Origin of the sequence: Paracoccus alkanivorans (assembly GCF_003697785.1) — a bacterium.
Classification (GTDB): domain Bacteria; phylum Pseudomonadota; class Alphaproteobacteria; order Rhodobacterales; family Rhodobacteraceae; genus Paracoccus; species Paracoccus alkanivorans.
This window is the reverse complement of sequence record NZ_QOKZ01000003.1, coordinates 306,229-332,125: the sequence shown is the minus strand read 5'-3', so window position 1 is coordinate 332,125 and position 25,897 is coordinate 306,229. Positions and strand designations below refer to the sequence as shown.

Below are 25,897 nucleotides of genomic sequence, written 5' to 3'. Positions count from 1 at the left end.
CATTTCGTCACGCCAGCTCCAGCCGGGAAACTGCTCGACCGACAGCCTGAACGAATAGCTGCCGGGCGGTGGTCTCGGGCTGATCGGCGTGGGCCATCAGCCCGACCGGCCCTTCGGTGGAGCCGGTGGCGACCGGCAGGCGCACCAGTTGGCCCTGCTCGACCTCGCGTGCGACCACCCCGGCAGAGATGAACCAGACCGCGTCGCTGCCCGGCAGGTAGGCGCGCCCGAACGCACCCGATACGGTTTCGATCCGCCTTGTCGGCATGGGAATGCCTTCGGCAATCAGCAAGCGCTCGACAAAGGGCCGGATGGCGGCCCAGGGCGCGGGATAGATTACCGGCCAATCGGTAATCCGTCGCAGGTCGGGATCCGACAGGATCGGATGGCCGGGGCGCACCACGACCGCGACCTCCTCCAGGTAAAGTTGGGTAAAGCTGAGGCTGCGCATGGTTTCGGGCGCACCCAGCCTGCCGATGACCAGATCCAGATCGCCAGCGCGTAGCAACCCGGTCAGATGCCCATGTGAACCATCGGCGATGACCAGCCGTATTTCCGGTGCGAGCTTGGCAAGCTGTTTGACCACCTCGGGCATCAGCCGGGCCGCCACCGATGGCAGCGCACCGACCCGCAACTGCATGGCGCCCTCGCGCCCGGCCTCCTCGATCCCGGCCAGTCCCTGTTCCAGTGCCGACAGGCTGCTCTGCGCGAAACCGTGGAAGAACTCGCCTTGCGGTGTCAGCGCCACCCCGCTTCGGCTGCGAGTCAGCAATTCGGCGCCGATAATCTCTTCCAGTTCGGACAGGGTGCGGGATATGGCGGGCTGTGTCAGGAACAGCCGTTCGGCGGCGCGTTTCAGGCTGCCCTGACGGACGATCTCGGTCAGGGCCTGCAAGTGACGGATCTTGATACGGCGGTCCATACTTATCCAAGCTGGTAACAATCAACATGATTATCTCATTTTACTTGGTGATTTCCATATGTAATTCTTTGCTGGACAGGAGGACTTCATGCGCACACAGGTTGCCATTATCGGCGGCGGGCCATCGGGCCTGTTGCTGGGCCAGCTTTTGCATCGCCGGGGAATCGATGCGGTAGTGCTCGAGCGCAAGACCCGCGATTACGTCCTGAGCCGGATCCGGGCCGGGGTCTTGGAAACCGGCCTGGTGCGGCTGATGGAAGAGGCGGGCGTGGCCGACCGGCTGCATCGCGAGGGCCTTATCCATGAGGGCACGCAGATCGCCGTTGCGGGCGAGATGTTCCATATCGACTTCAAGCGCCTGACGGGAAGCGCGGTGACGGTCTATGGCCAGACCGAGGTGACGCACGACCTTTATGACGCGCGCGAGGCGGCCGGCGCACGCACGGAGTTCGAGGTGGATCACGTCGCCATCCTCGATGCCGACAGCGACCGGCCATTCGTCACCTATCAGCAGAACGGTCGGGAGCATCGGCTCGATTGCGATTTCGTGGCGGGTTGCGATGGCTTTCACGGCATCAGCCGCCAGAGCATCCCGCTGACGGCCCGGCGGGAATATGAAAAGACCTACCCGTTCGGTTGGCTGGGGGTTTTGTCGCGCACACCTCCGGTGCATCACGAACTGATCTATGCCAATTCCGAACGCGGTTTCGCGCTCTGCTCGATGCGCAATGAAAACCTGTCGCGCTATTACGTCCAATGCGCCTTGTCGGATCACCCCGAGGACTGGACGGATGCCGCCTTCTGGCAGGAGCTCAGGCGCCGCATCCCCGCCGATATGGCCGAGCACTTGATCACCGGGCCAAGCATCGAGAAATCCATCGCCCCGCTGCGCTCTTTCGTGACCGAGCCGATGCGGTGGGGCCGGCTGTTCCTGTGCGGGGACGCGGCGCATATCGTGCCGCCCACCGGTGCCAAGGGGCTGAACACGGCGGCTAGCGATGTCCATTATCTTTATAACGGCTTGCGCCAGTTCTACGAAGAAGGCGACAGCGAAGGCATCGACCGTTACTCTGAACGGGCGTTGCTGCGGGTCTGGAAGGCCGAACGCTTCAGCTGGTGGTTCAGCGGGTTGCTGCACCGATACCCGGATCAGAGCCGCTTCGACCTGAAGATGCAGCAGGCCGATATCGCCTTCCTGCGTGACAACGAGGCGCAGCAACGGGCTTTCGCGGAAAACTACGTGGGGTTGCCTTACTGATGCTGACAGCGAATGTGAACGGAGTCGATCTGCATTACGCGGATCATGGACCCAGACACGGTCCGGCGGTGGCATTCGCCAATTCGCTCGGGACGGATTTCCGGCTGTGGGATGCGCTGCTGCCGCATCTGCCGGAGGGGTTGCGGCTGATCCGATACGACAAGCGCGGACATGGCCTGTCCGGGGAAACGCCCGGCCCATACAGTATCGATCAGCTTGCCGATGATGCGGCCGGGTTGATCCGGCATCTGGACCTGTCGGATGTGGTTTTCGTCGGCCTCTCCATCGGCGGGTTGATCGGCCAGTCCCTCGCTGTGCGTCATGGGGATCTGTTGCGGGCGCTGGTCATCTCGAACAGTGCGGCAAAGATCGGCGACAGCGCCATGTGGGAGGACCGCATCGCCGCCATTCGCCAAAGCGGCTTGCCAAGCATCGGTCCGGCCACGATGGAGCGTTGGTTCTCTCCCGGTTTCCGGGCCTCGGGGGCAGCGGTGCCCTGGCAGCGGATGTTGGAGCGTCAACCGGTCGGTGGCTATATCGCCTGCTGCAAGGCGATTGCCGCCGCGGATCTGCGCGATAGGGCCGCGCGGCTCGACCTGCCCGTCCATCTGATCGCGGGGGATTTGGACGGCGCGACGCCGCCCGATGTCGTCAAATCGACCGCCGATCTGATTGCCGGGGCACAGCTTGATGTTATTCCGGGTGCAGGCCACCTGCCCTGCGTCGAGGCGCCCGCCGTCTATGCCGGTATCCTGACCCGTTTTCTCAAGGAGGTCGGCCATGTCTGACCGTCACGCCCAGGGCATGCAGGTTCGCCGCGAAGTTCTGGGAGATGCCCATGTCGACCGCGCCGAGGCGAACAAGACCGAATTCGACCAGCCCTTTCAGGACCTGATCACCGATTCCGCATGGGGCACGGTCTGGGCAAGCGACGGGATCAGTCGTCGGGAACGTTCGATGCTGACCTTGGCGCTTCTGGCGGCGACCGGGAATTTCGAGGAGATCCCGATGCATATACGCGCCACCGCCCGCACCGGCGCATCCCGGCGCGATGTGCTGGAGGCGTTTCAGCATGTCGCCATCTATGCCGGCGTGCCACGCGCCAATCATGCGCTGAAACTGGCAAAGCAGACCTATGCCGAAATGGATATGCAAGAGGAGGCCAGCCGATGAAGCCAGCCGAGTATTATCAACGCGACCGGACCCTGCACCCCCCTGCGCTGACCCCGGATTACAAGACGACGACCGCGCGCAGTCCGCGCTATTCGCTGATTTCATTGCAAAACTCTGTCAGCGAGATCACTGGCCCGGTTTTCGGGCATAATGATATCGACCCGCTCGATAACGATCTGGTCCGCAATTACGCCAAGGATGCGGATCCGGTGGGAGAACGGATCATCCTGCATGGCCGGGTGTTGGACGAGAATGCCCGTCCGGTGCCGAATACGCTGGTCGAGATCTGGCAGGCCAATGCCTCGGGACGGTATCGGCACAAGAAGGATACCTATCTGGGCGCGCTCGATCCGAATTTCGGCGGCTGCGGGCGGACATTGACCGACGAGAATGGCTATTATTTCTTCCGCACCATCAAGCCGGGCGCCTATCCGTGGCGGAACTGGGACAATAGCTGGCGGCCCGCGCATATCCATGTCTCGGTTTTCGGCGCGGCATTCGTTCAGCGGCTGATCACCCAGCTTTACTTCGAGGGCGATCCGCTGATCCCGCATTGCCCCATCGTCAAGACCATCCCCGACCCTGAGGCGATCGAACAACTGATCGCCCGGCTGGACCTGAACGCGACGGTCCCGCTCGATTCCATCGCCTACAAGTTCGACATCGTGCTGAGGGGCCGCCGCTCAACCCTGTTCGAGAACCGGCTGGAGGGGAACTGAACATGCCACAGAAGCTGGATTACCTGCGTGAAACCGCGTCGCAGACCGCCGGTCCCTATGTCCATATCGGCCTTGCTCCGGGCGCTGCGGGTTTCGACATCTACCGGCAGGAACTGGGCCAGGACATCGCCGGGCCGAATGCCGGGGGCGAACGTATCCGGGTCGAGGGGCTGGTGATCGACGGCATGGGCTCGCCGGTCAAGGATGTGCTGCTCGAGGTATGGCAGGCCAATGCCGAGGGGCATTACGCCCATCCCGAAGGCGGCGGCCCGGTGGAGGATGGCTTTCGTGGCTGGGGCCGGGTGATCACTGATTTTGAGACCGGTGAATGGGGCTTCGACACCGTCAAGCCGGGCGCCGTGATGGGCCGCAATGGCCGTATGATGGCGCCGCATCTGAACCTGTGGATCGTCTCGCGCGGGATCAATATCGGGCTGAACACGCGGATGTATTTCAGCGATGAGGAACAGGCGAATGCCGCCGATCCGGTGATCAGCCTGATCGAATGGGAACGCCGCCGGGCCACCCTGATCGGTAAGCGTTCGGATCGCGACGGAATCCCGGTCTATCGCTTCGACATCCGCCTGCAGGGCGATGACGAAACCGTATTCTTCGATATCTGAGGCCCGATCATGACCAATCCCTGCATCATCTGCGTCGCCATCACCGGCTCGCTTCCCACCAAGGAGAACAACCCGGCGGTGCCGATCACCGTGGCCGAGCAGATCGAATCCACGCATGAGGCCTTCGAGGCCGGTGCGAGCATCGCCCATTGCCATGTCCGCGACGATCAGGGCAAGCCGATCAGCGATCCCGACCGCTTTGCCGCGCTGAAAGCGGGGATTGAGAAAAACTGCCCAGGCATGATCGTGCAATTGTCCACCGGAGGCCGCTCGGGGGCCGGGCAAGCGCGGGGCGGGATGCTACCGCTGCGGCCCGACATGGCCTCGCTGTCGGTCGGGTCGAACAACTTCCCGACGCGGGTCTATGAAAACCCGCCCGATCTGGTGGACTGGCTGGCTTCGGAGATGATCGCATATGACGTCAAGCCCGAGATCGAGGCATTCGACCTGTCGCATATCTTCCAGGCTGCGAAAATGCACAAGGACGGCCGGATCCGGGAAACCCCCTATGTGCAATTCGTGATGGGCGTGAAGAACGCCATGCCGGTGGATCGCGAGGTGTTCGATTTTTACGTCCATACGGTCAAACGCCTCTTCGGCAAGGACGCACCGTGGTGCGCTGCCGGGATCGGCCCGAACCAGATCGTGCTGAACGAATGGGCGATTTCCTCGGGAGGGCATGCCCGCACGGGGCTGGAGGACAATGTCCGGCTGGATCGAGACAGGCTGGCGCCCTCGAACGCGGCATTGGTGAAACGTGCAGTGGAACTATGTGACAAGTATCACCGTCCCGTGGCAAGCTGGCAGCAGGCAAGAGAGATTCTGGGATTGCGCGCCGCATGATGCTGACCGACGGGCTGTTTGGCGACGAGGAACTGGGCGGCGTGATGGGAGCCTCTGCCCAGATCGCCGCCATGCTGCTGTCCGAGGCCGCATTGGCGCGGGTGCAGGGGCGGCTCGGGATCATCCCCGTGGATGCCGCTCAAGCCATCGCCGCCAAGGCAGAGACGCTGCATCCCGATCCCGCAAGCCTGACAGAGGCCGCTGGCCGGGCCGGGATCGGTGCGCAGGCGGTTGTCGGGGCGTTGAAGACCGCCTGTGGCGATCATGCCGGATGGGTTCATTTCGGGGCAACATCGCAGGATATCCAGGATACCGGCCTGATCCTGCAACTGCGCGAGGCCCTGCCGATCATCGAGGGGCGGATCAGGGCACTGGACGACATGCTTGCCGCCAAGGCCGTGGAATATGCCGCTCTGCCCGTCCCTGCCCGCACGCGCTTTCAACTCGCGGCGCCGACGACGCTTGGTGCGAAAATCTCTGTCTGGCGCGCGCCGCTGACCCGGCATCTGGACCGGCTTGCCGAATTGCGGCCACGCCTGCTGAATATCTCGTTCTACGGGGCGGCGGGAACCGGCGCGGCACTTGCTCCGCGCATGGGCGAAGTCCGCGCCGCGATGGCAGCCGAGCTGGATCTGGGTGCGCCCGTCGTGCCGTGGCACGCCGCTCGTGACGCGATCGTGGAACTTGGCGGCTGGCTGGCGCTGGTTACCGGCTCGCTCGGCAAGATCGGTGCCGACCTGATCCTGCTGGGTCAATCCGAGATCGGCGAGGTCAGCGCGGGCACCGGCGGCGGCTCTTCCACCATGCCGCAGAAATCCAACCCTGTCGCGGCCGAGGCGCTGGTCAGTCTCGCCCGCCTGAATGCCGGGGCGGTGGGCATGCTGCATCAGGCGATGATCCATGCGCAGGAACGGGACGGTTCGGCGCTGGCGCTGGAATGGCAGACACTGCCCGGCATGGTCGTCCGCACCGGCGCGGCTTTGCGTCTGGCGCAAGACCTCGCGGGCACGCTTGCGCCCTGCCCGGCCCGTATCGCCGCGACATTTGCCAATGACCGCGGTGCGATGCTGGCCGAGGCCGCCGGTTTTCATCTTTCCCGCCATATGCCACGCGCAGAGGCGCTGAAACTCGTCTCCGCCGCCTTGGCCGAGGTTGCCGCAAGCGAGACAGAAACGCTGGCGGGCGCGCTGTCCCGGCTGGCTCCGGACCACGACTGGGCTACCATTCTGATTCCCGTCAGGAATACCGGCGATGCCGGATCAACGATCTGACCAATCGCTGTGATCACAAATGCCGGCGTCAGGGCAGTTGCGACGAAAAGCAGCCCCTGCTAGGGCAATGGAAACCTTAGTGAAAGAATCGCCCATACCGTGACGACGCCACCCCGACTGGAGGTTCAGAGCCTGATCCGTGCCTTTGACGGGCAGCGGGTCGTCGATGACGTGGGATTCTCGGTCGAGGCCGGGCAGGTCGCCTGCCTGCTTGGTCCCTCGGGTTGCGGCAAATCGACGACGCTTCGGCTCGTCGCCGGGGTGGACCGGCCCGATAGCGGGCGGATCCTCGTGGATGGGGAACCGGTCTGCGACGGCAATACATACGTTCCGCCCGAGCGGCGCTCCATCGGCCTGATGTTCCAGGACTTCGCGCTTTTTCCGCATCTTCCGGTCAGCGAGAATGTCGCCTTCGGACTCAGGGGCGGTTATTCCGTCAATCGGGGCCGTGTAGGCGAGTTGCTCGAACGTGTGCGGATGTCATCCCATATCGACAGCTACCCGCATGAGCTCTCGGGCGGGGAACAGCAACGCGTCGCATTGGTCCGGGCGTTGGCGCCGCAGCCGCGCGTGCTGCTGATGGACGAACCCTTCAGCGGCCTTGACGAACGGCTGCGCGACGGGATCCGTGACGAGACGCTGGCGCTGCTGAAAGAGGAAGGCACCGCCGTCCTGCTGGTCACGCATGAGCCGGACGAGGCGATGCGCATGGCCGATCAGATCTTGCTGATGCGTGACGGGCGGATCGTGCAGCAGGGCGCCCCCTATAACCTGTATAATGCGCCAGTGGACCGGTTGGCGGCAGCATTTTTCAGTGATATCAATATTTTGGATGGGGTGGTGCAGGGTGCGCTGACCGAAACGCCCTTTGGCGATTTCCTGGCTCCGGGTATTCCCGACGGGAGCGAGGTCGAAATTGTCATCCGCCCCCAGCATCTGAAAATCGACTTTGATCGCGCGGGTCAAGGCCCTGCCCCGACACATGAGAACGGCACCGCCGCGCTGGCCCGGGTGGTGCGCGCCCGTTATCTGGGCCGGGAATCGCTGGTTGAGTTTGCCACCGATCAAGGAGCAATTGCTCTGAACGCAACGGTGCCGGGTGTGTTTCTGCCACCGGCAGGCACGCTCATGTGGCTGATGCTGCGCCGTGACCGGGTTTTCGTGTTTCCCAAGATGTGATCCATAGCTCCTCTTGCCATTCATCTACGACAAAAGGCTTGCTTTGCGCTTTTGCTGCGGCTAGCAGTCGGATCAAGGAAATCGGGAGAATCCGGCCCCGGCCGGTGCCGAAGGAGCAGCCGCCCCGGCGAACTCTCAGGCGAAAGGACCGTTTTCCGCGAAAAGCTCTGGAGAGTGGCCGTGTTTCGGCCCGCCGAAGGGATAACGATCTCAGGCGCCCCCATACGGGCAGGGACAGAGGGGGCATCGTCACGCGGGCAACTCAAGCCCGCTTAACCGATGCCGGCCTGCCGGCAAGACAGAAGGAGGCCGAATGGCCGAGGAACTGCGCCGGACCGGGCTTTACGACCTGCATGTGGCGAAAGGTGCCCGCATGGTCCCTTTCGCGGGCTGGGAAATGCCCGTGCAATATCCGATGGGCGTGATGCAAGAGCATCTGCATACCCGTGCCCATGCCGGGCTGTTCGATGTCAGTCACATGGGCCAAGTTATTGTTATTCCACAAGATAACAAGCTGGAAACCGCCGCTCTGGCATTGGAGCGCCTGATCCCCGCCGATGTTTTGGGACTGGCCGAGGGGCGGCAACGCTATGGCCTGTTCACGAATGATCGCGGCGGGATCCTGGATGACCTGATGTTTGCCAATCGGAGCGATCATTATCTGCTGGTTGTCAATGCCGCCTGCGCCGATCAGGACATCGCGCATTTGCGGACTCTGGCTGGCGTGGATATCCGCCCGATCACCGATCGTGGTTTGCTGGCATTGCAGGGGCCGGAGGCCGCCCCGGTTCTGGCCCGGTTGATACCGGATACCGCCGGGATGCGCTTTATGGATAGCCGCAGCCTGGATTGGCAAGGGTCCGAACTGTGGATCTCGCGTTCGGGTTATACGGGCGAGGATGGCTTCGAGATTTCGGTGCCGCAGGACCGGCTGACTTCCTTCGCCGAGGCGCTGCTGGCCCAGCCCGAGGTCGCGCCAATCGGCCTTGGTGCGCGCGACAGCTTGCGGCTGGAGGCGGGGATGCCGCTTTACGGCCATGACATGGATGAAACCATAACACCCGCCGAGGCTGCCCTGGGCTGGTCGATCCCGAAAATTCGCCGCACGGGCGGTGCGCGCGCTGGCGGCTTTCCCGGTGCCGGACGAATCCTGCCCGAGCTGGCAGACGGTCCAGCCGCCGCTCGCCGCGGTCTGCGCCCCGGAACCCGGGCCCCGATTCGCGAAGGCGTGCCGATTTTCGCGCAGCAGGACGGAGCCGACCCAATCGCACAGGTCACTTCCGGAGGCTTTGGCCCCTCGGTGGGCGGCCCCATCGCCATGGCGCGTATCGATCCGCAAATTCCCGCAGGAACAACCCTTTACGCGGAACTGCGCGGTAAATACCTGCCCGTGACAGTCACCGAGCTACCTTTTATCACGCCGTCCTACAAACGCTGAGGAGCGACCCATGCTGAAATACACCGAAGACCACGAATGGCTGCGTGCCGAGGGTGACGAGATCGTTGTGGGCATCACCAGGCACGCCAGCGAGCAACTGGGTGACGTGGTGTTCATCGAGTTGCCCGAGGAGGGCAGGGAGGTCGAAGCCGGCGAAGAGATCGTCGTAATCGAATCTGTCAAGGCAGCATCCGACATTACCGCTCCGGTTGCGGGTGTGATCACGGCGGTGAACGGTGATCTTGCCGATAATCCGGGTAATGTGAACGACGATCCGATGGCGGCATGGTTCTTTCGGATCAAGCCAGCCGGGGACGGTGTTCTGGATGGCTTCATGGACGAAGCCGCCTATAGCGACCTGATCGGATAAGATTGGGGGGCAAGCCCGGGGGCGCCGCCCCCGGACCCCGGGATATTTTTGTAAAGAAGAAGCCGGATGGTCCTTGGCCAATAGTATGGCTCGGGGTTTGGATTTGGAGTTGAAGGCACACATGACCCGTTGGAATCCCACCGACTACAACCCTGACGATTTCGCGAACCGCCGCCATATCGGTCCTTCGCCCGCCGAGATGGCGGAAATGCTGAAGGCCGTCGGGGCCGACAGCCTTGATGCGCTGATCGACCAGACCGTGCCGAAGGCGATCCGGCAGGCACAGCCGCTGGACTGGCCCGCCTTGTCCGAGGCTGCGCTGCTGGCCCGGATGGAAGGGGTCGCGGCGAAGAACAAGGTCATGACCAGCCTGATCGGGCAGGGCTATTACGGCACCGTCACGCCCCCGGCCATCCAGCGGAATATCCTGGAGAATCCGGCCTGGTACACCGCCTATACGCCCTATCAGCCCGAGATCGCGCAAGGACGGCTGGAGGCGCTGCTGAATTTCCAGACCATGGTGGCCGACCTGACCGGCCTGCCCATCGCCAACGCCAGCCTTCTGGACGAGGCGACGGCGGCGGCCGAGGCGATGGCCATGGCGCAACGGCAATCGAAATCCAAGGCCGGGGGGTTCTTCGTCAGCGAGAACCTGCATCCGCAGACCATCGCCGTGATCGAGACGCGGGCGGCCCCTTTGGGAATCCGGGTGATCCGCGGCAAGGAGGAGGATCTGGATCCCACGCAGGTCTTTGGCGCGATATTCCAGTATCCGGGCACTTATGGCGAGATCCGCGACCTGACCGCCGAATGCGCCGCCCTGCATGATGCGGGGGCGCTGGCCATCGTCGCCACGGATCTGCTGGCGCTGTGCCTGCTGAAAGAGCCGGGGGCGATGGGAGCCGATATCGCCGTGGGATCCGCGCAAAGGTTCGGCGTGCCGATGGGTTATGGCGGCCCGCATGCGGCCTTCATGTCCTGTCGGGACGAGTTGAAACGGGCGATGCCGGGGCGGATCGTGGGCGTCTCGGTCGATGCGTCGGGCAACAAGGCTTACCGGCTGTCGCTGCAGACGCGCGAGCAGCATATCCGGCGCGAAAAAGCCACTTCGAACGTCTGCACGGCGCAGGCATTGCTGGCGGTGATGGCGTCCTTCTACGCGGTGTTCCACGGGCCGGAGGGGCTGCGGGCGATCGCGCAGCGGGTTCATCTGAACGCGGTGACAGTGGCGAATGCCCTGCGTGCCGCCGGGGCCGAGATCCGGCCCGACGCCTTCTTTGACACGGTCACGGTGCGGGTCGGAGTGGGGCAGGCGGGGATCCTTGCGGCTGCCGAGCAGCGGGGGATCAACCTGCGCAAGGTGGGGCGCGACCGGGTCGGGATCTCGGTCGATGAAACCACCGATGCCGGGGTGATCGTCCGGTTGCTGGACGCCTTCGGGATCGAGGAGGAGGCAGCATCCGCCACCGTTCCGGCGATACCGTGGGAATTGCTGCGCGAAAGCGACTACCTGACCCATCCGGTCTTTCACATGAACCGCGCCGAATCCGAGATGATGCGCTATATGCGGCGCCTTTCGGACCGGGATCTGGCGCTGGACCGGGCGATGATCCCGCTTGGCTCCTGCACGATGAAGCTGAACGCGGCGGCAGAGATGATGCCGATCACATGGCCGGAATTCGGCGCGCTGCATCCTTTCGCGCCGCGCCACCAGGCGGCAGGCTATACCGAGGCCATCGCCGATCTTGATGAGAAACTGTGCCAGATCACCGGCTATGACGCGTTTTCCATGCAACCCAATAGTGGCGCGCAGGGCGAATATGCGGGTCTCTTGACCATCCAGGCCTATCACCGCGCCAATGGCGACGATCAGCGCGATATCTGCCTGATCCCGGTCAGTGCGCATGGCACCAACCCGGCCTCGGCCCAGATGGCCGGCATGAAGGTCGTGGTCGTGAAATCGGCGCCGAATGGCGATATCGACCTTGAGGATTTCGCTGACAAGGCCGCCAAGGCGGGCGACAGGCTGGCGGCGGTGATGATCACCTATCCTTCGACCCATGGCGTCTTCGAGGATACCGTTCGCGAGGTCTGCAAGATCACCCATGATCACGGCGGGCAGGTCTATATCGACGGGGCGAACATGAATGCGCTGGTCGGTCTGGTGAAGCCCGGAGAGATCGGCGGTGATGTCAGCCATCTGAACTTGCACAAGACCTTTGCCATCCCGCATGGTGGGGGCGGCCCCGGCATGGGACCCATCGGGGTCAAGGCACATCTGGCGCCACATCTGCCGGGCGACCCGCGCGAGGATGCCTCGGGGGCGGTCAGTGCCGCACCTTTTGGCAGCGCTTCCATCTTGCTGATTTCATGGGCTTATTGTCTGATGATGGGCGGTGAGGGGCTGACACAGGCCACCCGGGTGGCGATCCTGAACGCGAATTACATCGCCAGCCGCTTATCGGCGGCCTATCCGATCCTGTTCATGGGCAACCGGGGACGGGTCGCGCATGAATGCATTCTCGATACCCGTCCCTTTGCCGAGCATGGCGTGACCGTGGACGATATTGCCAAGCGGCTGATTGACAATGGTTTCCACGCTCCGACAATGAGCTGGCCGGTGGCGGGAACGCTGATGGTCGAACCGACCGAAAGCGAGACCAAGGCCGAAATCGACCGTTTCATCACCGCCATGCTGGCGATCAGGGACGAAATCACCGAGGTGGCCGACGGACGTATCGCGATCGAATCGAGCCCGCTGCGCTTTGCTCCCCATACGGTCGAGGACCTCGTCGCCGAATGGGACAGACCCTATGGCCGAGAGCAGGGATGCTTCCCTCCGGGAGCGTTCCGGGTGGACAAGTATTGGCCTCCGGTCGGGCGGGTGGACAATGTCTTTGGCGACCGGAACCTCGTCTGCACCTGCCCGCCGCTGGAGAGCTACGCGGCAGAATGAAAATGCTTCGGGGGTAATGCCCCCGGCTGCGAATCCGCGTGCCGGTCACTCGGCCACGATCACCCGGGTTTCCCATTCGCGGCATTTCTGCGTCAGCGGGCCGGGCAGGGGGCGATCCACAAAGACCGTGTCCAGCTCGGCCATGGAGATGATGCGGACAGGGGCAGAACGGTCCAGCTTGCTGATATCGGTGACCAGAAAGCTTTTGCGGGCCAGTCCGGCGATGGCGCGGCTGACCCTTACCTCGGCCATGTCGAAATCCAGCAGGTCGCCATCGGCATCCAGCGCGGACGAGCCGATGATCGCGTAATCGGGCTTGAACTGGGCCATGAATTCGGTCGTCAGATCGCCCACCAGGCCGCCATCCGAACGGCGCAACGCGCCGCCCGCGACCATGATGTCGCAGCTTTCATTGGCGACGAGGATATTGGCGACATTCATGTTGTTGGTGATCACGGTCAGGTTGCGATGATGCAAAAGCTCGCGCGCGACTGCCTCTGTCGTGGTGCCAAGGTTGATGATGATCGAGCAGTTGTCGGGGATTTCCGCCGCGCAGGCGCGGGCGATCGCGGCCTTGGCATCCTCGTTCATGCGGCGGCGTTCCTCATAGCCGATATTGCTGACGCCGCTACGCATCACCGCGCCGCCATGGACGCGGTCCAGCATCCCCTGGTCGGCCAGTTCGCCCAGGTCGCGGCGGATGGTCTGCAACGTGACCTCGAATCGTTCGGCGAGTTCCTCGACGCCGACGCGACCCGTCAAGCGGGCCAGATCCAGAATTTCCATCTGGCGGATATTCAGCGCCATCGCATCCCTCCCTTGCTGAACACACGGAAACGCCATGCGCGCTTTTTGTCAATTCGAATAAAAACGCAAATCCACGAAAATTATCGTTGACAGAACGCACGGCCGCGTGATCGGATATCGCCAGTTTGGGAGAGGGCAATGTCGGACACAACCGACCTGTTCATCATTGGCGGTGGAATTAACGGCTGCGGCATCGCGCGGGATGCCGCCGGTCGCGGGCTGTCGGTCCGGCTGGCCGAGATGGGCGATCTGGCGCAGGCGACAAGCTCCAAGTCGACCAAGCTTTTCCATGGCGGGTTACGCTATCTGGAATATCTCGAGATCCGGCTGGTTCGCGAGGCGCTGAAGGAGCGCGAGGTGCTGTTGCGCGCCATGCCGCATATCAGCCGGCCGATGCGCTTTGTCCTGCCGCTGGATCCGCATATGACGTTCGAATCGCATACGCCGGTATCCAGGTTACTGGGCTGGCTGATGCCGTGGAGCAGGGGGCACAGGCCGAACTTCCTGATCCGGGCGGGGCTGTTTCTTTACGACAATCTTGGCGGGCGAAGGATATTGCCCGGCACGCGCAGCCTGACGTTGACCGACACGCCAGAGGGCGCACCGCTACAGGACCGGCTGTCGAAGGCTTATGAATACAGCGATTGTTGGGTCGATGACGCCCGGCTGGTGGCGCTGAACGCGCGAGACGCGGCACAGCGCGGTGCCGATATATTGCTGGGCGCAAAAGTGGTGGAGGCGGCACGCGAGGCCGGGCTCTGGCGCATCAAGCTGGAGGATGGGCGGGCGTTCCGTGCCCGCGCTCTGGTGAATGCCGGCGGGCCATGGGTCGGGCATGTCATCCGGGATGTGGCGCATCTGCCGTCGACGGAATCCGTGCGGCTCGTGCGGGGCAGCCATATCGTGGTGCCGCAGCTGTATGATCACGGCAAGGCCTATTTCTTCCAGGGAGCCGATGGGCGGATCATCTTCGCGATTCCCTACCAGGACGATTTCACCCTTATAGGAACGACTGACCGCGACCACGAGGGCAGTCCCCTTGAGGCCGAATGCACCCCGGAAGAGCAGCAATACCTGTGCGATTTCGCGTCGCAGTATTTCAAGGCTCCCGTGACACGGGACCAGATCGTCTGGACCTATTCGGGTGTGCGCCCGCTTTACGACGATGGCGCGAAATCCGCTACGGCGGCAACGCGCGATTACGTGCTGTCGATAGATGAGGCGGGCGCCCCTTGCCTGAACGTCTTTGGAGGCAAGATCACCACTTACCGGCGGCTGGCCGAGCACGCGATGGAAAAGCTGGCGCCGCATTTCCCGCGGGCCGGGGCGGCATGGACGGCGGGGGTGCCTTTGCCCGGCGGCGATTTCCCGGTCGATGCCGTGCCGGGGATGATTGCCGGTTTACATACGGATTATCCTTTTCTGTCAGAGCGTTGGGCTACGCGGCTGGTCCGCGCCTATGGCAATGACGCGCGCCTGATACTTGGCGAGGCGGGGGGGACGACTGCGCTTGGCCGCGATTTTGGTGCTACACTGACCGAAGCAGAGGTTCGCTGGCTGATGGATCATGAATTCGCCCGCCATGCCGAGGATGTCGTCTGGCGCCGCAGCAAGCTGGGTCTGCGGATGGATGCGCGGCAGGTTGCGGCACTGGAGGAATGGATGATGAAAGTGAGGGCTGCCGCATGACGCTGGAACTTCGCGGTGTCGCCAAGTCCGTCGGCGGCAGGGTGCATATCCATCCAACCGATCTGGCGATGCAGCCCGGCAGCATGAACGTGCTTCTGGGGCCGACCCTGGCGGGCAAGACCACGCTGATGCGGCTGATGGCCGGGCTGGAACGTCCGACCGGCGGGCGGTTGTTCTGGAACGGCAAGGATGTAACCGGCCAACGGGTGCAGGACCGCAAGGTCGCGATGGTCTACCAGCAGTTCATCAATTATCCCTCGATGAACGTTTACGACAATATCGCGTCCCCGTTGCGGCTGATGGGCATGGCACGGAACGAAATCGACCGGCGGGTGCGCGAAACGGCCGAGATGATGCGCCTGACCCCGATGCTGGAGCGTCGTCCGCTGGAATTGTCGGGCGGGCAGCAACAGCGCTGTGCCCTCGCACGGGCACTGGTCAAGGGGGCAGGGCTGGTGCTGCTGGACGAGCCGCTGGCCAATCTGGACTACAAGCTGCGCGAGGAATTGCGGGTCGAGATCCCGCGCATCTTCGAGGAATCCGGGGCGATATTCGTCTACGCGACGACCGAGCCCGAAGAGGCATTATTGCTGGGCGGAAACACCGCGACCCTGTGGGAAGGGCGGGTAACGCAATACGGCCCGACCCCGCAGGTTTACCGTGCGCCGCAGGACGCGGTGACGGCGCGGATATTCAGCGATCCGCCGATGAATTTTTCCACGGTGCGGCTGTCGGACGGGCAGGCCGCGATAGGTCAGGCTTCGTGGCAGGCGGATTTGTCCGATGGCGAATACATGGCCGGATTCCGTGCGGCGCATCTGTCTCTGGAACAGGTCTCCGGCGCATTGCCCCTGAACGCTGTTCTGGAATCGGTCGAGATCACCGGTGCGCAAACCTTCCTGCATCTGCGCCATGGACCGGACAAATGGGTCGGGCTGATAGATGGCGTGCAGCGCCGGGAATTGGGGCAGGAACTGACGGTCTGGCTGGATCCGGCGCATATCTACCTGTTCACGCCGGGGGGTGAACTGGCCCGCGCCGCGCCCTATGCCGCCGCTGCATAAACCACCGAGGGAGGAGAGAGATGGCACGAATAACGCTGGAAAACCTGTCTCACAGCTATCTTCCCGCCCCGTCGAAAGACGAGGACTGGGCGCTGAAGCCGATGACCCTGACATGGGAGGATGGCGGCGCCTATGCGCTGCTGGGTTCCTCGGGTTGCGGAAAATCGACGCTCCTGAACATCATCTCGGGATTGTTGCTGCCATCGAAGGGCCGCGTGCTGTTCGGGGATCGCGATATGACCGGTCTGTCGACGATGGAGCGCAACATCGCGCAGGTGTTCCAGTTCCCGGTGGTCTACGACACGATGAGCGTTCGCGAGAATCTGGCGTTTCCGCTGAAGAATCGCGGTCTACCCGCCGATCGGATTGCCGCCCGCGTGGCCGAGATTGCCGAGATGATCGGGATGCGGGACGCGCTGGACCGCCGTGCCCGCGGGCTGACCGCCGATGCCAAGCAGAAGATCAGCCTTGGCCGCGGCATGGTCCGGCAGGACGTCAACGCAATCCTGTTCGACGAGCCGCTGACCGTGATCGACCCGCATATGAAATGGGAACTTCGCACGCAGCTCAAGGAACTGCACCGCCGTTTCGGGCATACGATGATCTATGTCACCCATGACCAGACCGAGGCGCTGACCTTCGCCGACCAGGTCGTCGTGATGTATGACGGACGCGTGGTGCAGGCAGGCACGCCCCAGGCATTGTTCGACGCGCCGGAGCATACATTCGTCGGCTATTTCATCGGCTCGCCCGGCATGAACCTGATGGATGCCCGGATCGAGGGCGCCATCGCCCATATCGAAGGGGCGCAGGTGCCGTTGCCATATGGTTACGGGGCGATGCGGGGCAGGACGCAGCTTGGCATCCGGCCGGAATTCCTGAGCCTTGGCACCGGGCAGGAAGGGCTGCCCTATACAATCCGCCGGATCGAGGATGTCGGCCATCATCGTATCATCCGCGGACGCGTGGGTCAGGCGGATGTGAACGTCATTGTCCCCGAGGATCAGCCGATCCCGGCTGATGCGAACCGGGTGATCCCCGATCCCGCCCATGCGCATGTCTATCTCGACGATTGGCGGGTTAATCCGGCCAGGCAGGAAAGGGCCGCGTAATGGATAAACCCGTCAATAACCGCGCATGGCTTCTGGTGCTGCCGGTACTGCTGCTGGTTGCTTTTTCGGCGATTCTGCCGCTGATGACAGTCGTCAACTATTCGGTGCAGGACACGTTCGGCGGCAACCAGTTCTTCTGGGCCGGTCTCGACTGGTTCGAGGAAGTGATCCATTCCGACCGCATCCGTGCCGCCCTGGGCCGGCAGATCCTGTTCTCGGCGATCATCCTGGCCATCGAGATTCCGCTCGGCATCTTCGTTGCGCTGAACATGCCGAAAAAAGGGATCTGGGCGTCCTTTTGCCTGGTTCTCATGGCGTTGCCCTTGCTGATCCCGTGGAACGTCGTCGGCACGATCTGGCAGGTATTCGGCCGCGTCGATATCGGCCTTCTGGGTTTCACCCTGAGAAAGCTGGGCATCAGCTACAACTACGTGAACGACGCCATTGATGCGTGGATCACCGTGGTGGTCATGGATGTCTGGCATTGGACATCGCTTGTCGCGCTTTTGTGCTATGCCGGGCTGCAATCCATTCCAGACGCCTATTACCAGGCAGCAAGGATCGATCAGGCCAGCCGCTGGAAGGTGTTCCGCTATATCGAGCTGCCCAAGATGCAGGGCGTGCTGCTGATCGCGGTGCTTCTGCGCTTCATGGACAGCTTCATGATCTATACCGAACCCTTTGTCGTTACCGGGGGCGGGCCGGGCAATGCCACCACTTTCCTGTCGATCGACCTGGTCAAGATGGCGGTGGGGCAGTTCGACCTTGGTCCGGCGGCGGCGTTCAGCCTGATCTATTTCCTTGTGATCCTGCTGATTTCCTTCGTGTTCTACACGGTCATGACCAGGGAAAAGGAGGATAGCTGATGGCTGCCGTAGCCGAATCCAAGGGCCGTGGCGCCGCGCTGGTGATGGTGCTTTACCTGCTGTTCCTGATGCTGCCGATCTACTGGCTGCTGAACATGAGCCTCAAGACGAACGCCGAGATCCTCGGCACCTTCAGTCTCTGGCCGAAAAATCCCACGCTGGCGAACTACCGCACGATTCTGACTGATCCAAGCTGGTATATGGGCTATGTCAACAGCCTGATCTATGTGGTCATGAACACGGTGATATCGATTACCGTGGCCTTGCCCGCCGCCTATGCCTTCAGCCGCTATCGCTTCATGGGTGACAAGCATCTGTTCTTCTGGCTGCTGACCAACCGCATGGCGCCCGCGGCGGTCTTTGCCCTGCCGTTCTTTCAGCTTTATTCCTCGATCGGGCTGTTCGACACGCATATCGCGGTGGCCCTGGCGCATTGCCTGTTCAACGTTCCGCTGGCCGTATGGATCCTTGAAGGCTTCATGTCCGGCGTCCCGCGCGAGATCGACGAGACCGCCTATATCGACGGCTATTCCTTTCCGCGCTTCTTCGTGAAGATCTTCATGCCGCTTATCGCAAGCGGCATTGGTGTGGCGGCGTTCTTCTGCTTCATGTTCTCATGGGTAGAGCTGTTACTCAGCCGCACCCTGACCTCGGTCAATGCCAAGCCGATCGCGGCGACGATGACTCGAACGGTGTCGGCATCAGGGCTTGATTGGGGCGTGCTGGCAGCGGCGGGGATGCTGACGATCATTCCTGGCGCATTGGTGATCTGGTTCGTGCGCAACTACATCGCCAAGGGCTTCGCCCTGGGGAGGGTGTAAAGCCATGGCTGGCGACATGAATGCGCTTCTTCTTCATGGATATATCCCTGGGGGTCCGGGGGCAAGCAGCCCCCGGTGGCCGCGGGACGCAATCGAAAGGGTGACATGATGCACCGTTCGCTCAATCTCGGCTTCGGCATCGCCGGCCTGGTCTGGCTTGCCGTCATCCTCTGGCTGATCACGCAGGTTCCGATACGCGACGAGGCGAAGGACTGGACCGGCAGTCTCAATCCCGGCGGCTGGATGGCCTGGACCCTGCCGACCGCATTGTTCTTTGCCGTCATCGCGGGGTTGCTGATCGGTTTCACCTGGCTTGCGATCCGCTTTCCCGAGACGCCGCGCAAGGGTGTGCTGGGCCTCATCACCACGCGCGGCGACCGGTTGTTCATCAGCCTGCTGGGGTCGGCTTTCATCTGCCTGATCTGGCTTGGCGTGATGGGGATGCCTCTTTGGGGCGGGGTAGCTGTCGCCTTGATATACGCCTCGGCGGTGTTCCGTTGGGTGTGATGACCGCCGGGCAATCATGATCCGGCAATAATATGGGAGGGAAACCATGAGACTACAATTGACCACCGCCATGGCACTTGCGCTGATGGCAACGGCCGCGCAGGCGGGCATGGAAGAGGCGAAAGCCTTTCTCGATGCCGAAATCGACAACTCGGTCCTGACCCGTGAAGAGCAGGAGGCCGAGATGCAGTGGTTCATCGACGCTGCCGAGCCCTTCAAGGGCATGGAGATCAACGTGGTGTCAGAGACTATCACCACGCATGAATACGAGGCCAAGGTGCTCGCCCCGGCTTTCAGCGAGATCACCGGCATCAAGATCACCCATGACCTGATCGGCGAGGGCGATGTCGTCGAGAAACTGCAGACCCAGATGCAGTCGGGCGAGAATATCTACGATGCCTATGTCAATGACAGTGACCTGATCGGGACGCATTGGCGCTATCAGCAGGCGCGCAACCTGACCGACTGGATGGCGAATGAGGGTAAGGACGTCACCAATCCGGGACTGGATATCGATGACTTCATCGGCAAATCCTTTACCACCGCGCCGGATGGGAATCTCTACCAGCTTCCCGATCAGCAATTCGCCAATCTCTACTGGTTCCGCTATGACTGGTTCAACGACCCCGAGATCCAGGCCGAGTTCAAGAAGGAATACGGCTATGACCTGGGCGTGCCGGTGAACTGGTCGGCCTATGAGGATATCGCCGAATTCTTCACCGGCCGCGAAATCGACGGCAAGAAGGTCTTCGGTCATATGGATTACGGCAAGAAGGACCCCTCGCTCGGCTGGCGCTTCACCGATGCCTGGCTGTCGATGGCAGGGAATGGCGACAAGGGCATCCCGAACGGCGTGCCGGTCGACGAATGGGGCATCCGGGTGGACGAGAACAGCCGCCCGGTCGGTTCTTGCGTGGCGCGGGGTGGGGATACGAACGGTCCGGCCTCGGTCTATGCGATCCAGAAATACCTCGACTGGATGGAGAAATATGCTCCTCCGGCGGCTCAGGGCATGACCTTCAGCGAATCCGGCCCGGTTCCCGCGCAGGGCGAGATCGCGCAGCAGATGTTCTGGTACACCGCCTTCACCGCCGACATGGTCAAGGAGGGGCTGCCGGTCGTGAACGAGGACGGCACGCCGAAATGGCGCATGGCGCCTTCGCCCCACGGCGCCTATTGGCAGGAGGGGATGAAGCTGGGCTATCAGGACGCGGGATCCTGGACGCTGCTGAAATCCACCCCGGATGATCGCGCCAAGGCGGCATGGCTCTACGCGCAATTCGTGACCTCCAAGACGGTGGACGTCAAGAAAAGCCATGTCGGGCTGACCTTCATCCGCGAGTCCTCGATCCAGCATGAAAGCTTTACCGAGCGTGCCCCGGAACTGGGCGGTCTGGTCGAGTTCTATCGCTCGCCCGCCCGCCTGAACTGGTCGCCCACCGGCACCAACGTTCCCGATTATCCCAAGCTGGCGCAGCTTTGGTGGCAGGCCATCGGCGATGCCGCCTCGGGTGCCAAGACCGCGCAGGAGGCGATGGACAGCCTCTGTGCCGAGCAGGAGAAAGTGTTGGAGCGACTGGAACGTGCCGGCATTCAGGGCGATATCGGTCCGCAAATGGCCGAGGAGCATGACCTGGAATGGTGGAACAACTTCGCCAGGGAGAATGGCACCATCGCCCCGCAACTGATGCTGGAAAACGAGAAGCCGCAGCCGGAAACGATCAGCTATGACGAGCTGGTAAAAAGCTGGCAGGAATAGGTGATCGGGCAGGAGGGGGGGCGGCCGCTTGGCTGCCCTCTTCTTCTTTGCCTAAACACCTCTTGCCCGGCTTTGCGGCCGGATGCCTCCGGCGGAGGTATTTGTGCAAAGAAGAAGACAAGGGAATGAAAGATGACCATTCTGGCGATGGATCAGGGCACGACCTCTTCGCGGGCGCTGGTGTTCAGTGATGATCTGCAGGTGCAGGCAAGCGCTCAGCAGGAATTCGAACAGCATTTCCCGCGCTCGGGCTGGGTCGAGCATGACCCCGACGATATCTGGACAACGAGCGCGGCAACGGCGCGCGGGGCAATCGAGAAGGCGGGCAATCCCCGGATCGACGCGATCGGGATCACCAACCAGCGTGAAACGGTTCTGATCTGGGACCGCAGGACCGGGCAGCCGATCCATCGCGCCATCGTGTGGCAGGACCGGCGGACCGCAGATATCTGCCGGCGATTGCAGGACGAGGGCAACGAGGACGCGGTCCGGACGGTGACCGGGCTGCTGCTGGATCCCTATTTCAGCGCCACCAAGATCGCCTGGATACTGGATCAGGTCGAGGGCACAAGGGCGCGGGCCGAGGCGGGCGAGCTGGCCTTCGGCACGGTGGACAGTTTCCTGATCTGGAAACTGACCGGCGGGCAATCTCATGTGACGGATGCGACGAATGCGGCGCGGACCCTGCTTTACGATATCCGCAAGGGCGACTGGTCGGAGGATATGTGCCGCCTGTTCGGCGTGCCGCGCGCCATGCTGCCCGAGGTTCGCGATTGCGCGGCGGAATTCGGCGTTACCCGTGCCGATCTGTTCGGGCGCGAGATCCCGATTCTTGGCGTGGCCGGCGATCAGCAGGCGGCGACCGTGGGGCAGGCCTGCTTCGATCCCGGCATGATGAAATCGACTTATGGCACCGGCTGTTTCGCGCTGTTGAATACCGGAGATCAGGCGGTGACCTCCGAGAACCGGCTCTTGACGACCATCGCCTACCAGTTGGACGGCAGGCCGGTCTATGCGCTGGAGGGCAGCATCTTCATCGCCGGGGCGGTGGTGCAATGGCTGCGCGACGGGCTCAAGCTGATCCGCGAGGCGAGCGAGACGCAGGCCCTGTCGGAGCGCGCCGATGACAGCCAGCAGATCATCATGGTGCCCGCCTTCACCGGGCTGGGTGCGCCGCATTGGAACCCACAGGCGCGGGGAGCGATCTTTGGGTTGACGCGGAATACAGGCCCGGCGGAATTCGCCCGTGCCGCGCTGGAAAGCGTGGGTTTCCAGACCCGCGACCTGTGGCAGGCGATGCGTGCCGATTGGACGGAGGCGGGCGATGCCGTGCTGCGGGTCGATGGAGGCATGACCGCCAGCGAACCGGCGATGCAGTTCCTGGCGGATATTCTTGGCGCGCCGGTGGATCGGCCGGTGAACACCGAAACCACCGCTCAGGGCGCGGCATGGCTGGCGGGATTCCGCGCAGGTCTGTGCCCCGGCCCGCATGAATATGCCAAGGCGTGGCGTCTGGATCGGCGGTTCGAGCCGCAAATGGATGAGACCCTGCGCCAGCAGCGGTATTCCGCTTGGCAGCGTGCCGTCAAGGCGGTCGTCTCGGTCTGACTTCCGGCTTTGTGATTTCACCTTCGCGTGTTTTCCCGTATTATTGCGGGAAAACGACAAGAGGGCAGTGATGAGCAGGCTTCTGAAACTCGCGATCGTCGCGCTTGTCGCCTCGTGCGGAGGCGGCAACTACAAGGCGCCGCGCAACCTCGACAACGCATGCGCGATCGTGTCGGAGCGGCCGTCCTATCTGCGCGCGATGAAAAAGGCCGAGCGGCGATGGGGCGTGCCCGTTCATGTACAGATGGCGACGATACATCAGGAATCCAAGTTCATCGGCGATGCGCGGACACCCCACAAATATCTGCTGGGTGTGATTCCCGTGGGCCGTCAAAGCAGCGCCTATGGCTATTCGCAGGCATTGGACGGCACCTGGGAGGAATATCAGCAGAAAACCGGAAACCGGCGGGCACGGCGCAACGATATCGATGACGCGACCGATTTCATGGGCTGGTACATGGATGGGTCTTACAAGAGGCTGGGTATCTCGAAATGGGATGCGACCTCGCAATACCTGGCCTATCACGAGGGGCGCGGGGGCTTTGCCCGCGGCTCCTACCGGTCGAAATCATGGCTGATGAGTGTTGCGAACAAGGTGGGCAGCCGGGCAGAAACCTATCGCGCCCAGTTGTCTTCTTGCGGGCGGGTATGACCGCTGCTGATCCGAAAGCGGCCTAACCCAGATAGGCGCGCAAACCCGGTGGTGGATTGTCGAGCAGATCCCCGGTCGCGGTTGGCGCGTGGGCGGTGCCCTTGTCGATCAGGATCGTCTGCGGGGCAAAGCTGCGGGCGTCCTGGGGGTCATGCGTAACCATCAGGACCGTTGCCTGCGTTTCATCGGCGATCCGGGCCACCAGTTCCAGCATCTCGGCCTTGAGCGCAGGGCCGAGGGCCGCGAATGGCTCGTCCAGCAACAGCAGCGGACGGGCGCGCAGCAAGACGCGGGCCAGAGCGACACGGCTTTGCTGGCCGCCCGACAGGCTGGCGGGGCGGCGCGTTTCCATGCCTGCAAGGCCGACTTCTTCCAGTGCCCGGGTGAGGCGGGCTCTCTGATCGGAGCTCAGCCGCAGGTCCGGGCGCAAACCGAGGCCGACATTCTGCGCGACACTCAGATGTGGAAACAGGTTCTGATCCTGGAACAGGAAAGAGACCGGGCGCCGGCCGGGGGGCAGGGCGGTAATGTCATTGCCGTTCCAGTATATCCGCCCCCGGTCGGGCGCCAGAAAGCCGCCGATCAGGGACAGAAGCGTGGACTTGCCGGAACCGGAAGCGCCGATCACGGCCATATGCGAGGCAGGAGGAATCGACAGGTCGGCGGCAAGGGCGAATTCGCCGAGGGTGACGGCTATGTCGCAAAGTTCAAGCAAGGCGGCCTCCCCGATCGAACAGCCAGAACAGTGTGAAACTGATCGCCATCAGCAGCACCGCGCAGGCCGAGGCGTCGGTCATGCGATATGAATTCATAAGCTGATAGAGCTTCAGCGGCAGGGTCGGCTGGTCGGTTGCAAAAAGGGTAATGACGCCCAGGTCTCCCATCGCCAGCGCCGCGGCCAGACCTCCGGCAAAGCCAAGGGGGCGGGCAAGGCGCGGCAGGATCAGGTAGCGCAGCCGGGCCAGTCCCTGCATCTCCATCGAATCCGCGAGCCGCCCGTAATCGCTGTGCAGGGTCCGGGCGGCGGGGATCAGCGCCCGCAGGCCGAAGGGCAGGGCCATGATGGCATTGATCGCCACAGTGACCGGCAGCGCCATCGCGTCGGTCGAGAACCATCCGCGCAGCAGAATGAACAGCCCGGTGCCCAGCACCAGCGGCGAGGCGACGATGGGCAGCATCCCTGCCATCTCTATCCAATGCGCATTGCCGCGCGCGATGGTCAGCGCCAATGTCAGGCATAGCAGCAGCGCCAGAAACGTGGAACTGGCCGCCATTACCACCGAACGCGCGGCGGCAACCCAGACATCGGCGGGCAGCAGGGGAATACGCGGCAAGCCCGAAGCGGTGACGGACAGGATCGGCCAAAGCAGGAATACCGTCGCCAACAGGATCGCCAGCATATCCACCCCCTTGTGCCAGCCCGGTGGTCCTTGCGGTCCTTGTGATTCCTGCAATCCCGTGCCGAAAGCGGCGGGGATCGTGATCCAGCGTGCCAGCGTCATTGCCGCAAGGCTCAGCCCGATCTGCACCAGTCCCAGCATCGCCGCCCGGCCCAAGCCGAAATCGAAACGGAAGGCTTGGTAAATGGCCAGTTCGACCGTGGTGGCCGATGGTCCGCCTCCTAGCGCGAGGGCGACGGTGAACGAGGTCAGGCAGACCAGGAACACCGCCAGCCATACCCCCGGCAGGACCGAGCGCAGCATCGGCCGCTCCAGATGCCGGGAGATATCTGCCGGGGCGAAACCGAGGCTTTCCGCCAAACGGAACCGCTCTGCCGGGATCGCCTGCCAGCCTTGCAGGATCAGCCGCACCGAAAGCGGCAGGTTGAAGAAGACATGGGCGAGGATAACCCCCTGCCAGCCATAGATGCTTATCTCGGGCAGACCGACAAGGCGTAATCCGTCATTGATCGCACCATTGCGCCCAAAGACCGAAATCAACCCCATGATCGCCACGATCACCGGCAGGATGAAGGGCGCGCCCAACAGCGTGACCAATGCCGCCCTTCCGGGAAAGCGCCGTCTTGCCAGCGCGCGCGCCACGGGGATCGCCAGCAATGCCGACAGGGCGGCGGACAGCACCGCCTGCCAGACCGTGAACCAAACGGCCCGCCAGTCCCATATTCCCAGCCCCGACAGGCCACGAGCCTGCCACGCCACCGCTGCCAGCGTGCCGAGGATCAGCAACGTCAACAGTGAGGCGACCAGAATCCCGCCGGGTTCGCGCCGGATCATCTGCATTCGCACTAACATCCGTGCGC

Annotated in this window: 24 protein-coding genes and 1 riboswitch; of the genes, 20 read left to right on the top strand and 4 right to left on the bottom strand. The window is 63.0% G+C overall.

The genetic code is table 11. The features are described from left to right. Nucleotides 1-7: 7 nt before the first annotated feature. Entirely contained in the window at nucleotides 8-922 is a 915-nt protein-coding gene (gene pcaQ / locus C9E81_RS09790; protein ID WP_122112138.1) for a pca operon transcription factor PcaQ, read from the bottom strand. Between the two features lie 88 nt (nucleotides 923-1,010). Here pcaQ and pobA point away from each other — a divergent pair, with 88 nt between their 5' ends. The 11 genes from pobA to gcvP all read left to right on the top strand — a co-directional run bounded on the left by pobA (nucleotide 1,011) and on the right by gcvP (nucleotide 12,752). Next, a complete protein-coding gene (gene pobA / locus C9E81_RS09785) occupies nucleotides 1,011-2,180 on the top strand; it encodes a 4-hydroxybenzoate 3-monooxygenase (RefSeq protein ID WP_122112137.1) in 1,170 nt (389 codons plus the stop codon). Then, nucleotides 2,180-2,968 (top strand): 3-oxoadipate enol-lactonase, encoded by a 789-nt coding sequence (gene pcaD / locus C9E81_RS09780; RefSeq protein WP_122112136.1) that lies wholly within the window; start codon nucleotides 2,180-2,182, stop codon nucleotides 2,966-2,968. Before pobA ends, pcaD begins: the two co-directional genes overlap by 1 nt. Then, entirely contained in the window at nucleotides 2,961-3,353 is a 393-nt protein-coding gene (gene pcaC / locus C9E81_RS09775) for a 4-carboxymuconolactone decarboxylase (protein ID WP_122112135.1), read from the top strand. The genes pcaD and pcaC overlap by 8 nt, the downstream gene beginning before the upstream one ends. After that, nucleotides 3,350-4,072 carry a protocatechuate 3,4-dioxygenase subunit beta gene (pcaH, locus tag C9E81_RS09770; protein WP_122112134.1) on the top strand — a complete coding sequence of 241 codons (723 nt, stop codon included), beginning with the start codon at nucleotides 3,350-3,352 and terminating at the stop codon, nucleotides 4,070-4,072. Before pcaC ends, pcaH begins: the two co-directional genes overlap by 4 nt. A 2-nt stretch (nucleotides 4,073-4,074) precedes the next feature. Then, nucleotides 4,075-4,695, top strand: coding sequence for a protocatechuate 3,4-dioxygenase subunit alpha (gene pcaG / locus C9E81_RS09765; protein ID WP_122112133.1), 621 nt, complete (start codon nucleotides 4,075-4,077; stop codon nucleotides 4,693-4,695). Nucleotides 4,696-4,704: 9 nt separating this feature from the next. Then, nucleotides 4,705-5,538: a 3-oxoadipate:acetyl-CoA acetyltransferase gene (locus tag C9E81_RS09760; RefSeq protein WP_122112132.1), complete on the top strand. Its 834-nt coding sequence runs from the start codon at nucleotides 4,705-4,707 to the stop codon at nucleotides 5,536-5,538. Beyond that, a complete protein-coding gene (locus C9E81_RS09755) occupies nucleotides 5,535-6,809 on the top strand; it encodes a lyase family protein (RefSeq protein ID WP_122112131.1) in 1,275 nt (424 codons plus the stop codon). Before C9E81_RS09760 ends, C9E81_RS09755 begins: the two co-directional genes overlap by 4 nt. Nucleotides 6,810-6,908: 99 nt before the next feature. Continuing rightward, entirely contained in the window at nucleotides 6,909-7,988 is a 1,080-nt protein-coding gene (locus C9E81_RS09750) for an ABC transporter ATP-binding protein (RefSeq protein WP_243698592.1), read from the top strand. 72 nt (nucleotides 7,989-8,060) lie between these two features. Then, nucleotides 8,061-8,149: riboswitch (glycine riboswitch) on the top strand. 152 nt (nucleotides 8,150-8,301) lie between these two features. Next, complete coding sequence (gene gcvT / locus C9E81_RS09745; RefSeq protein ID WP_122112130.1) at nucleotides 8,302-9,426, top strand: glycine cleavage system aminomethyltransferase GcvT; 1,125 nt, start codon at nucleotides 8,302-8,304, stop codon at nucleotides 9,424-9,426. A gap of 13 nt (nucleotides 9,427-9,439) precedes the next feature. Further along, entirely contained in the window at nucleotides 9,440-9,796 is a 357-nt protein-coding gene (gene gcvH / locus C9E81_RS09740; protein WP_208021156.1) for a glycine cleavage system protein GcvH, read from the top strand. A gap of 121 nt (nucleotides 9,797-9,917) precedes the next feature. Then, entirely contained in the window at nucleotides 9,918-12,752 is a 2,835-nt protein-coding gene (gene gcvP, locus C9E81_RS09735) for an aminomethyl-transferring glycine dehydrogenase (RefSeq protein ID WP_122112128.1), read from the top strand. A gap of 45 nt (nucleotides 12,753-12,797) precedes the next feature. On the opposite strand, the gene C9E81_RS09730 is transcribed toward gcvP, so the two are convergent. Beyond that, nucleotides 12,798-13,559, bottom strand: coding sequence for a DeoR/GlpR family DNA-binding transcription regulator (locus C9E81_RS09730; protein ID WP_122112127.1), 762 nt, complete (start codon nucleotides 13,557-13,559; stop codon nucleotides 12,798-12,800). Nucleotides 13,560-13,697: 138 nt separating this feature from the next. On the opposite strand from C9E81_RS09730, the gene glpD reads away from it, so the two are divergent. From glpD to C9E81_RS09685, 9 genes are all read left to right on the top strand, one after another. Continuing rightward, entirely contained in the window at nucleotides 13,698-15,248 is a 1,551-nt protein-coding gene (gene glpD, locus C9E81_RS09725; RefSeq protein ID WP_122112126.1) for a glycerol-3-phosphate dehydrogenase, read from the top strand. After that, nucleotides 15,245-16,312, top strand: a complete 1,068-nt coding sequence (locus C9E81_RS09720) for an ABC transporter ATP-binding protein (protein WP_122112125.1) — start codon at nucleotides 15,245-15,247, stop codon at nucleotides 16,310-16,312. The genes glpD and C9E81_RS09720 overlap by 4 nt, the downstream gene beginning before the upstream one ends. A 20-nt stretch (nucleotides 16,313-16,332) precedes the next feature. Beyond that, complete coding sequence (locus C9E81_RS09715; protein ID WP_122112124.1) at nucleotides 16,333-17,424, top strand: ABC transporter ATP-binding protein; 1,092 nt, start codon at nucleotides 16,333-16,335, stop codon at nucleotides 17,422-17,424. Continuing rightward, entirely contained in the window at nucleotides 17,424-18,290 is an 867-nt protein-coding gene (locus C9E81_RS09710; RefSeq protein ID WP_122112123.1) for a carbohydrate ABC transporter permease, read from the top strand. Before C9E81_RS09715 ends, C9E81_RS09710 begins: the two co-directional genes overlap by 1 nt. Continuing rightward, the gene (locus C9E81_RS09705; protein ID WP_122112122.1) at nucleotides 18,290-19,111 is read left to right on the top strand and encodes a carbohydrate ABC transporter permease; all 822 of its coding nucleotides are present in this window, start codon (nucleotides 18,290-18,292) and stop codon (nucleotides 19,109-19,111) included. Before C9E81_RS09710 ends, C9E81_RS09705 begins: the two co-directional genes overlap by 1 nt. Nucleotides 19,112-19,354: 243 nt before the next feature. Further along, on the top strand, nucleotides 19,355-19,618 hold the full coding sequence (locus C9E81_RS09700) for a DUF2160 domain-containing protein (protein ID WP_341802634.1): 264 nt from the start codon (nucleotides 19,355-19,357) through the stop codon (nucleotides 19,616-19,618). A 46-nt stretch (nucleotides 19,619-19,664) separates the two neighbouring features. Next, nucleotides 19,665-21,377, top strand: a complete 1,713-nt coding sequence (locus tag C9E81_RS09695) for an ABC transporter substrate-binding protein (RefSeq protein ID WP_122112120.1) — start codon at nucleotides 19,665-19,667, stop codon at nucleotides 21,375-21,377. 132 nt (nucleotides 21,378-21,509) lie between these two features. Further along, entirely contained in the window at nucleotides 21,510-22,985 is a 1,476-nt protein-coding gene (glpK, locus tag C9E81_RS09690; protein ID WP_122112119.1) for a glycerol kinase GlpK, read from the top strand. A gap of 70 nt (nucleotides 22,986-23,055) precedes the next feature. Next, nucleotides 23,056-23,637 carry a transglycosylase SLT domain-containing protein gene (locus tag C9E81_RS09685; RefSeq protein ID WP_122112118.1) on the top strand — a complete coding sequence of 194 codons (582 nt, stop codon included), beginning with the start codon at nucleotides 23,056-23,058 and terminating at the stop codon, nucleotides 23,635-23,637. 22 nt (nucleotides 23,638-23,659) lie between these two features. Here the strand turns inward: C9E81_RS09685 and C9E81_RS09680 are convergent, their stop codons facing one another. Then, on the bottom strand, nucleotides 23,660-24,352 hold the full coding sequence (locus C9E81_RS09680; protein ID WP_122112117.1) for a thiamine ABC transporter ATP-binding protein: 693 nt from the start codon (nucleotides 24,350-24,352) through the stop codon (nucleotides 23,660-23,662). Beyond that, nucleotides 24,345-25,877, bottom strand: coding sequence for a thiamine/thiamine pyrophosphate ABC transporter permease ThiP (locus C9E81_RS09675; RefSeq protein ID WP_243698591.1), 1,533 nt, complete (start codon nucleotides 25,875-25,877; stop codon nucleotides 24,345-24,347). The genes C9E81_RS09680 and C9E81_RS09675 overlap by 8 nt, the downstream gene beginning before the upstream one ends. Nucleotides 25,878-25,897 lie beyond the last annotated feature (20 nt).

Bases quoted from the DNA above. Each gene is read 5' to 3' on its own strand.
- pcaQ (WP_122112138.1), bottom strand. From the start codon at position 922: ATGGACCGCCGTATCAAGATCCGTCACTTGCAGGCCCTGACCGAGATC.
- pobA (WP_122112137.1), top strand. From the start codon at position 1,011: ATGCGCACACAGGTTGCCATTATCGGCGGCGGGCCATCGGGCCTGTTG.
- pcaD (WP_122112136.1), top strand. From the start codon at position 2,180: ATGCTGACAGCGAATGTGAACGGAGTCGATCTGCATTACGCGGATCAT.
- pcaC (WP_122112135.1), top strand. From the start codon at position 2,961: ATGTCTGACCGTCACGCCCAGGGCATGCAGGTTCGCCGCGAAGTTCTG.
- pcaH (WP_122112134.1), top strand. From the start codon at position 3,350: ATGAAGCCAGCCGAGTATTATCAACGCGACCGGACCCTGCACCCCCCT.
- pcaG (WP_122112133.1), top strand. From the start codon at position 4,075: ATGCCACAGAAGCTGGATTACCTGCGTGAAACCGCGTCGCAGACCGCC.
- C9E81_RS09760 (WP_122112132.1), top strand. From the start codon at position 4,705: ATGACCAATCCCTGCATCATCTGCGTCGCCATCACCGGCTCGCTTCCC.
- C9E81_RS09755 (WP_122112131.1), top strand. From the start codon at position 5,535: ATGATGCTGACCGACGGGCTGTTTGGCGACGAGGAACTGGGCGGCGTG.
- gcvT (WP_122112130.1), top strand. From the start codon at position 8,302: ATGGCCGAGGAACTGCGCCGGACCGGGCTTTACGACCTGCATGTGGCG.
- gcvP (WP_122112128.1), top strand. From the start codon at position 9,918: ATGACCCGTTGGAATCCCACCGACTACAACCCTGACGATTTCGCGAAC.
- C9E81_RS09730 (WP_122112127.1), bottom strand. From the start codon at position 13,559: ATGGCGCTGAATATCCGCCAGATGGAAATTCTGGATCTGGCCCGCTTG.
- glpD (WP_122112126.1), top strand. From the start codon at position 13,698: ATGTCGGACACAACCGACCTGTTCATCATTGGCGGTGGAATTAACGGC.
- C9E81_RS09720 (WP_122112125.1), top strand. From the start codon at position 15,245: ATGACGCTGGAACTTCGCGGTGTCGCCAAGTCCGTCGGCGGCAGGGTG.
- C9E81_RS09715 (WP_122112124.1), top strand. From the start codon at position 16,333: ATGGCACGAATAACGCTGGAAAACCTGTCTCACAGCTATCTTCCCGCC.
- C9E81_RS09710 (WP_122112123.1), top strand. From the start codon at position 17,424: ATGGATAAACCCGTCAATAACCGCGCATGGCTTCTGGTGCTGCCGGTA.
- C9E81_RS09705 (WP_122112122.1), top strand. From the start codon at position 18,290: ATGGCTGCCGTAGCCGAATCCAAGGGCCGTGGCGCCGCGCTGGTGATG.
- C9E81_RS09700 (WP_341802634.1), top strand. From the start codon at position 19,355: ATGGCCTGGACCCTGCCGACCGCATTGTTCTTTGCCGTCATCGCGGGG.
- C9E81_RS09695 (WP_122112120.1), top strand. From the start codon at position 19,665: ATGAGACTACAATTGACCACCGCCATGGCACTTGCGCTGATGGCAACG.
- glpK (WP_122112119.1), top strand. From the start codon at position 21,510: ATGACCATTCTGGCGATGGATCAGGGCACGACCTCTTCGCGGGCGCTG.
- C9E81_RS09685 (WP_122112118.1), top strand. From the start codon at position 23,056: ATGAGCAGGCTTCTGAAACTCGCGATCGTCGCGCTTGTCGCCTCGTGC.
- C9E81_RS09675 (WP_243698591.1), bottom strand. From the start codon at position 25,877: ATGCAGATGATCCGGCGCGAACCCGGCGGGATTCTGGTCGCCTCACTG.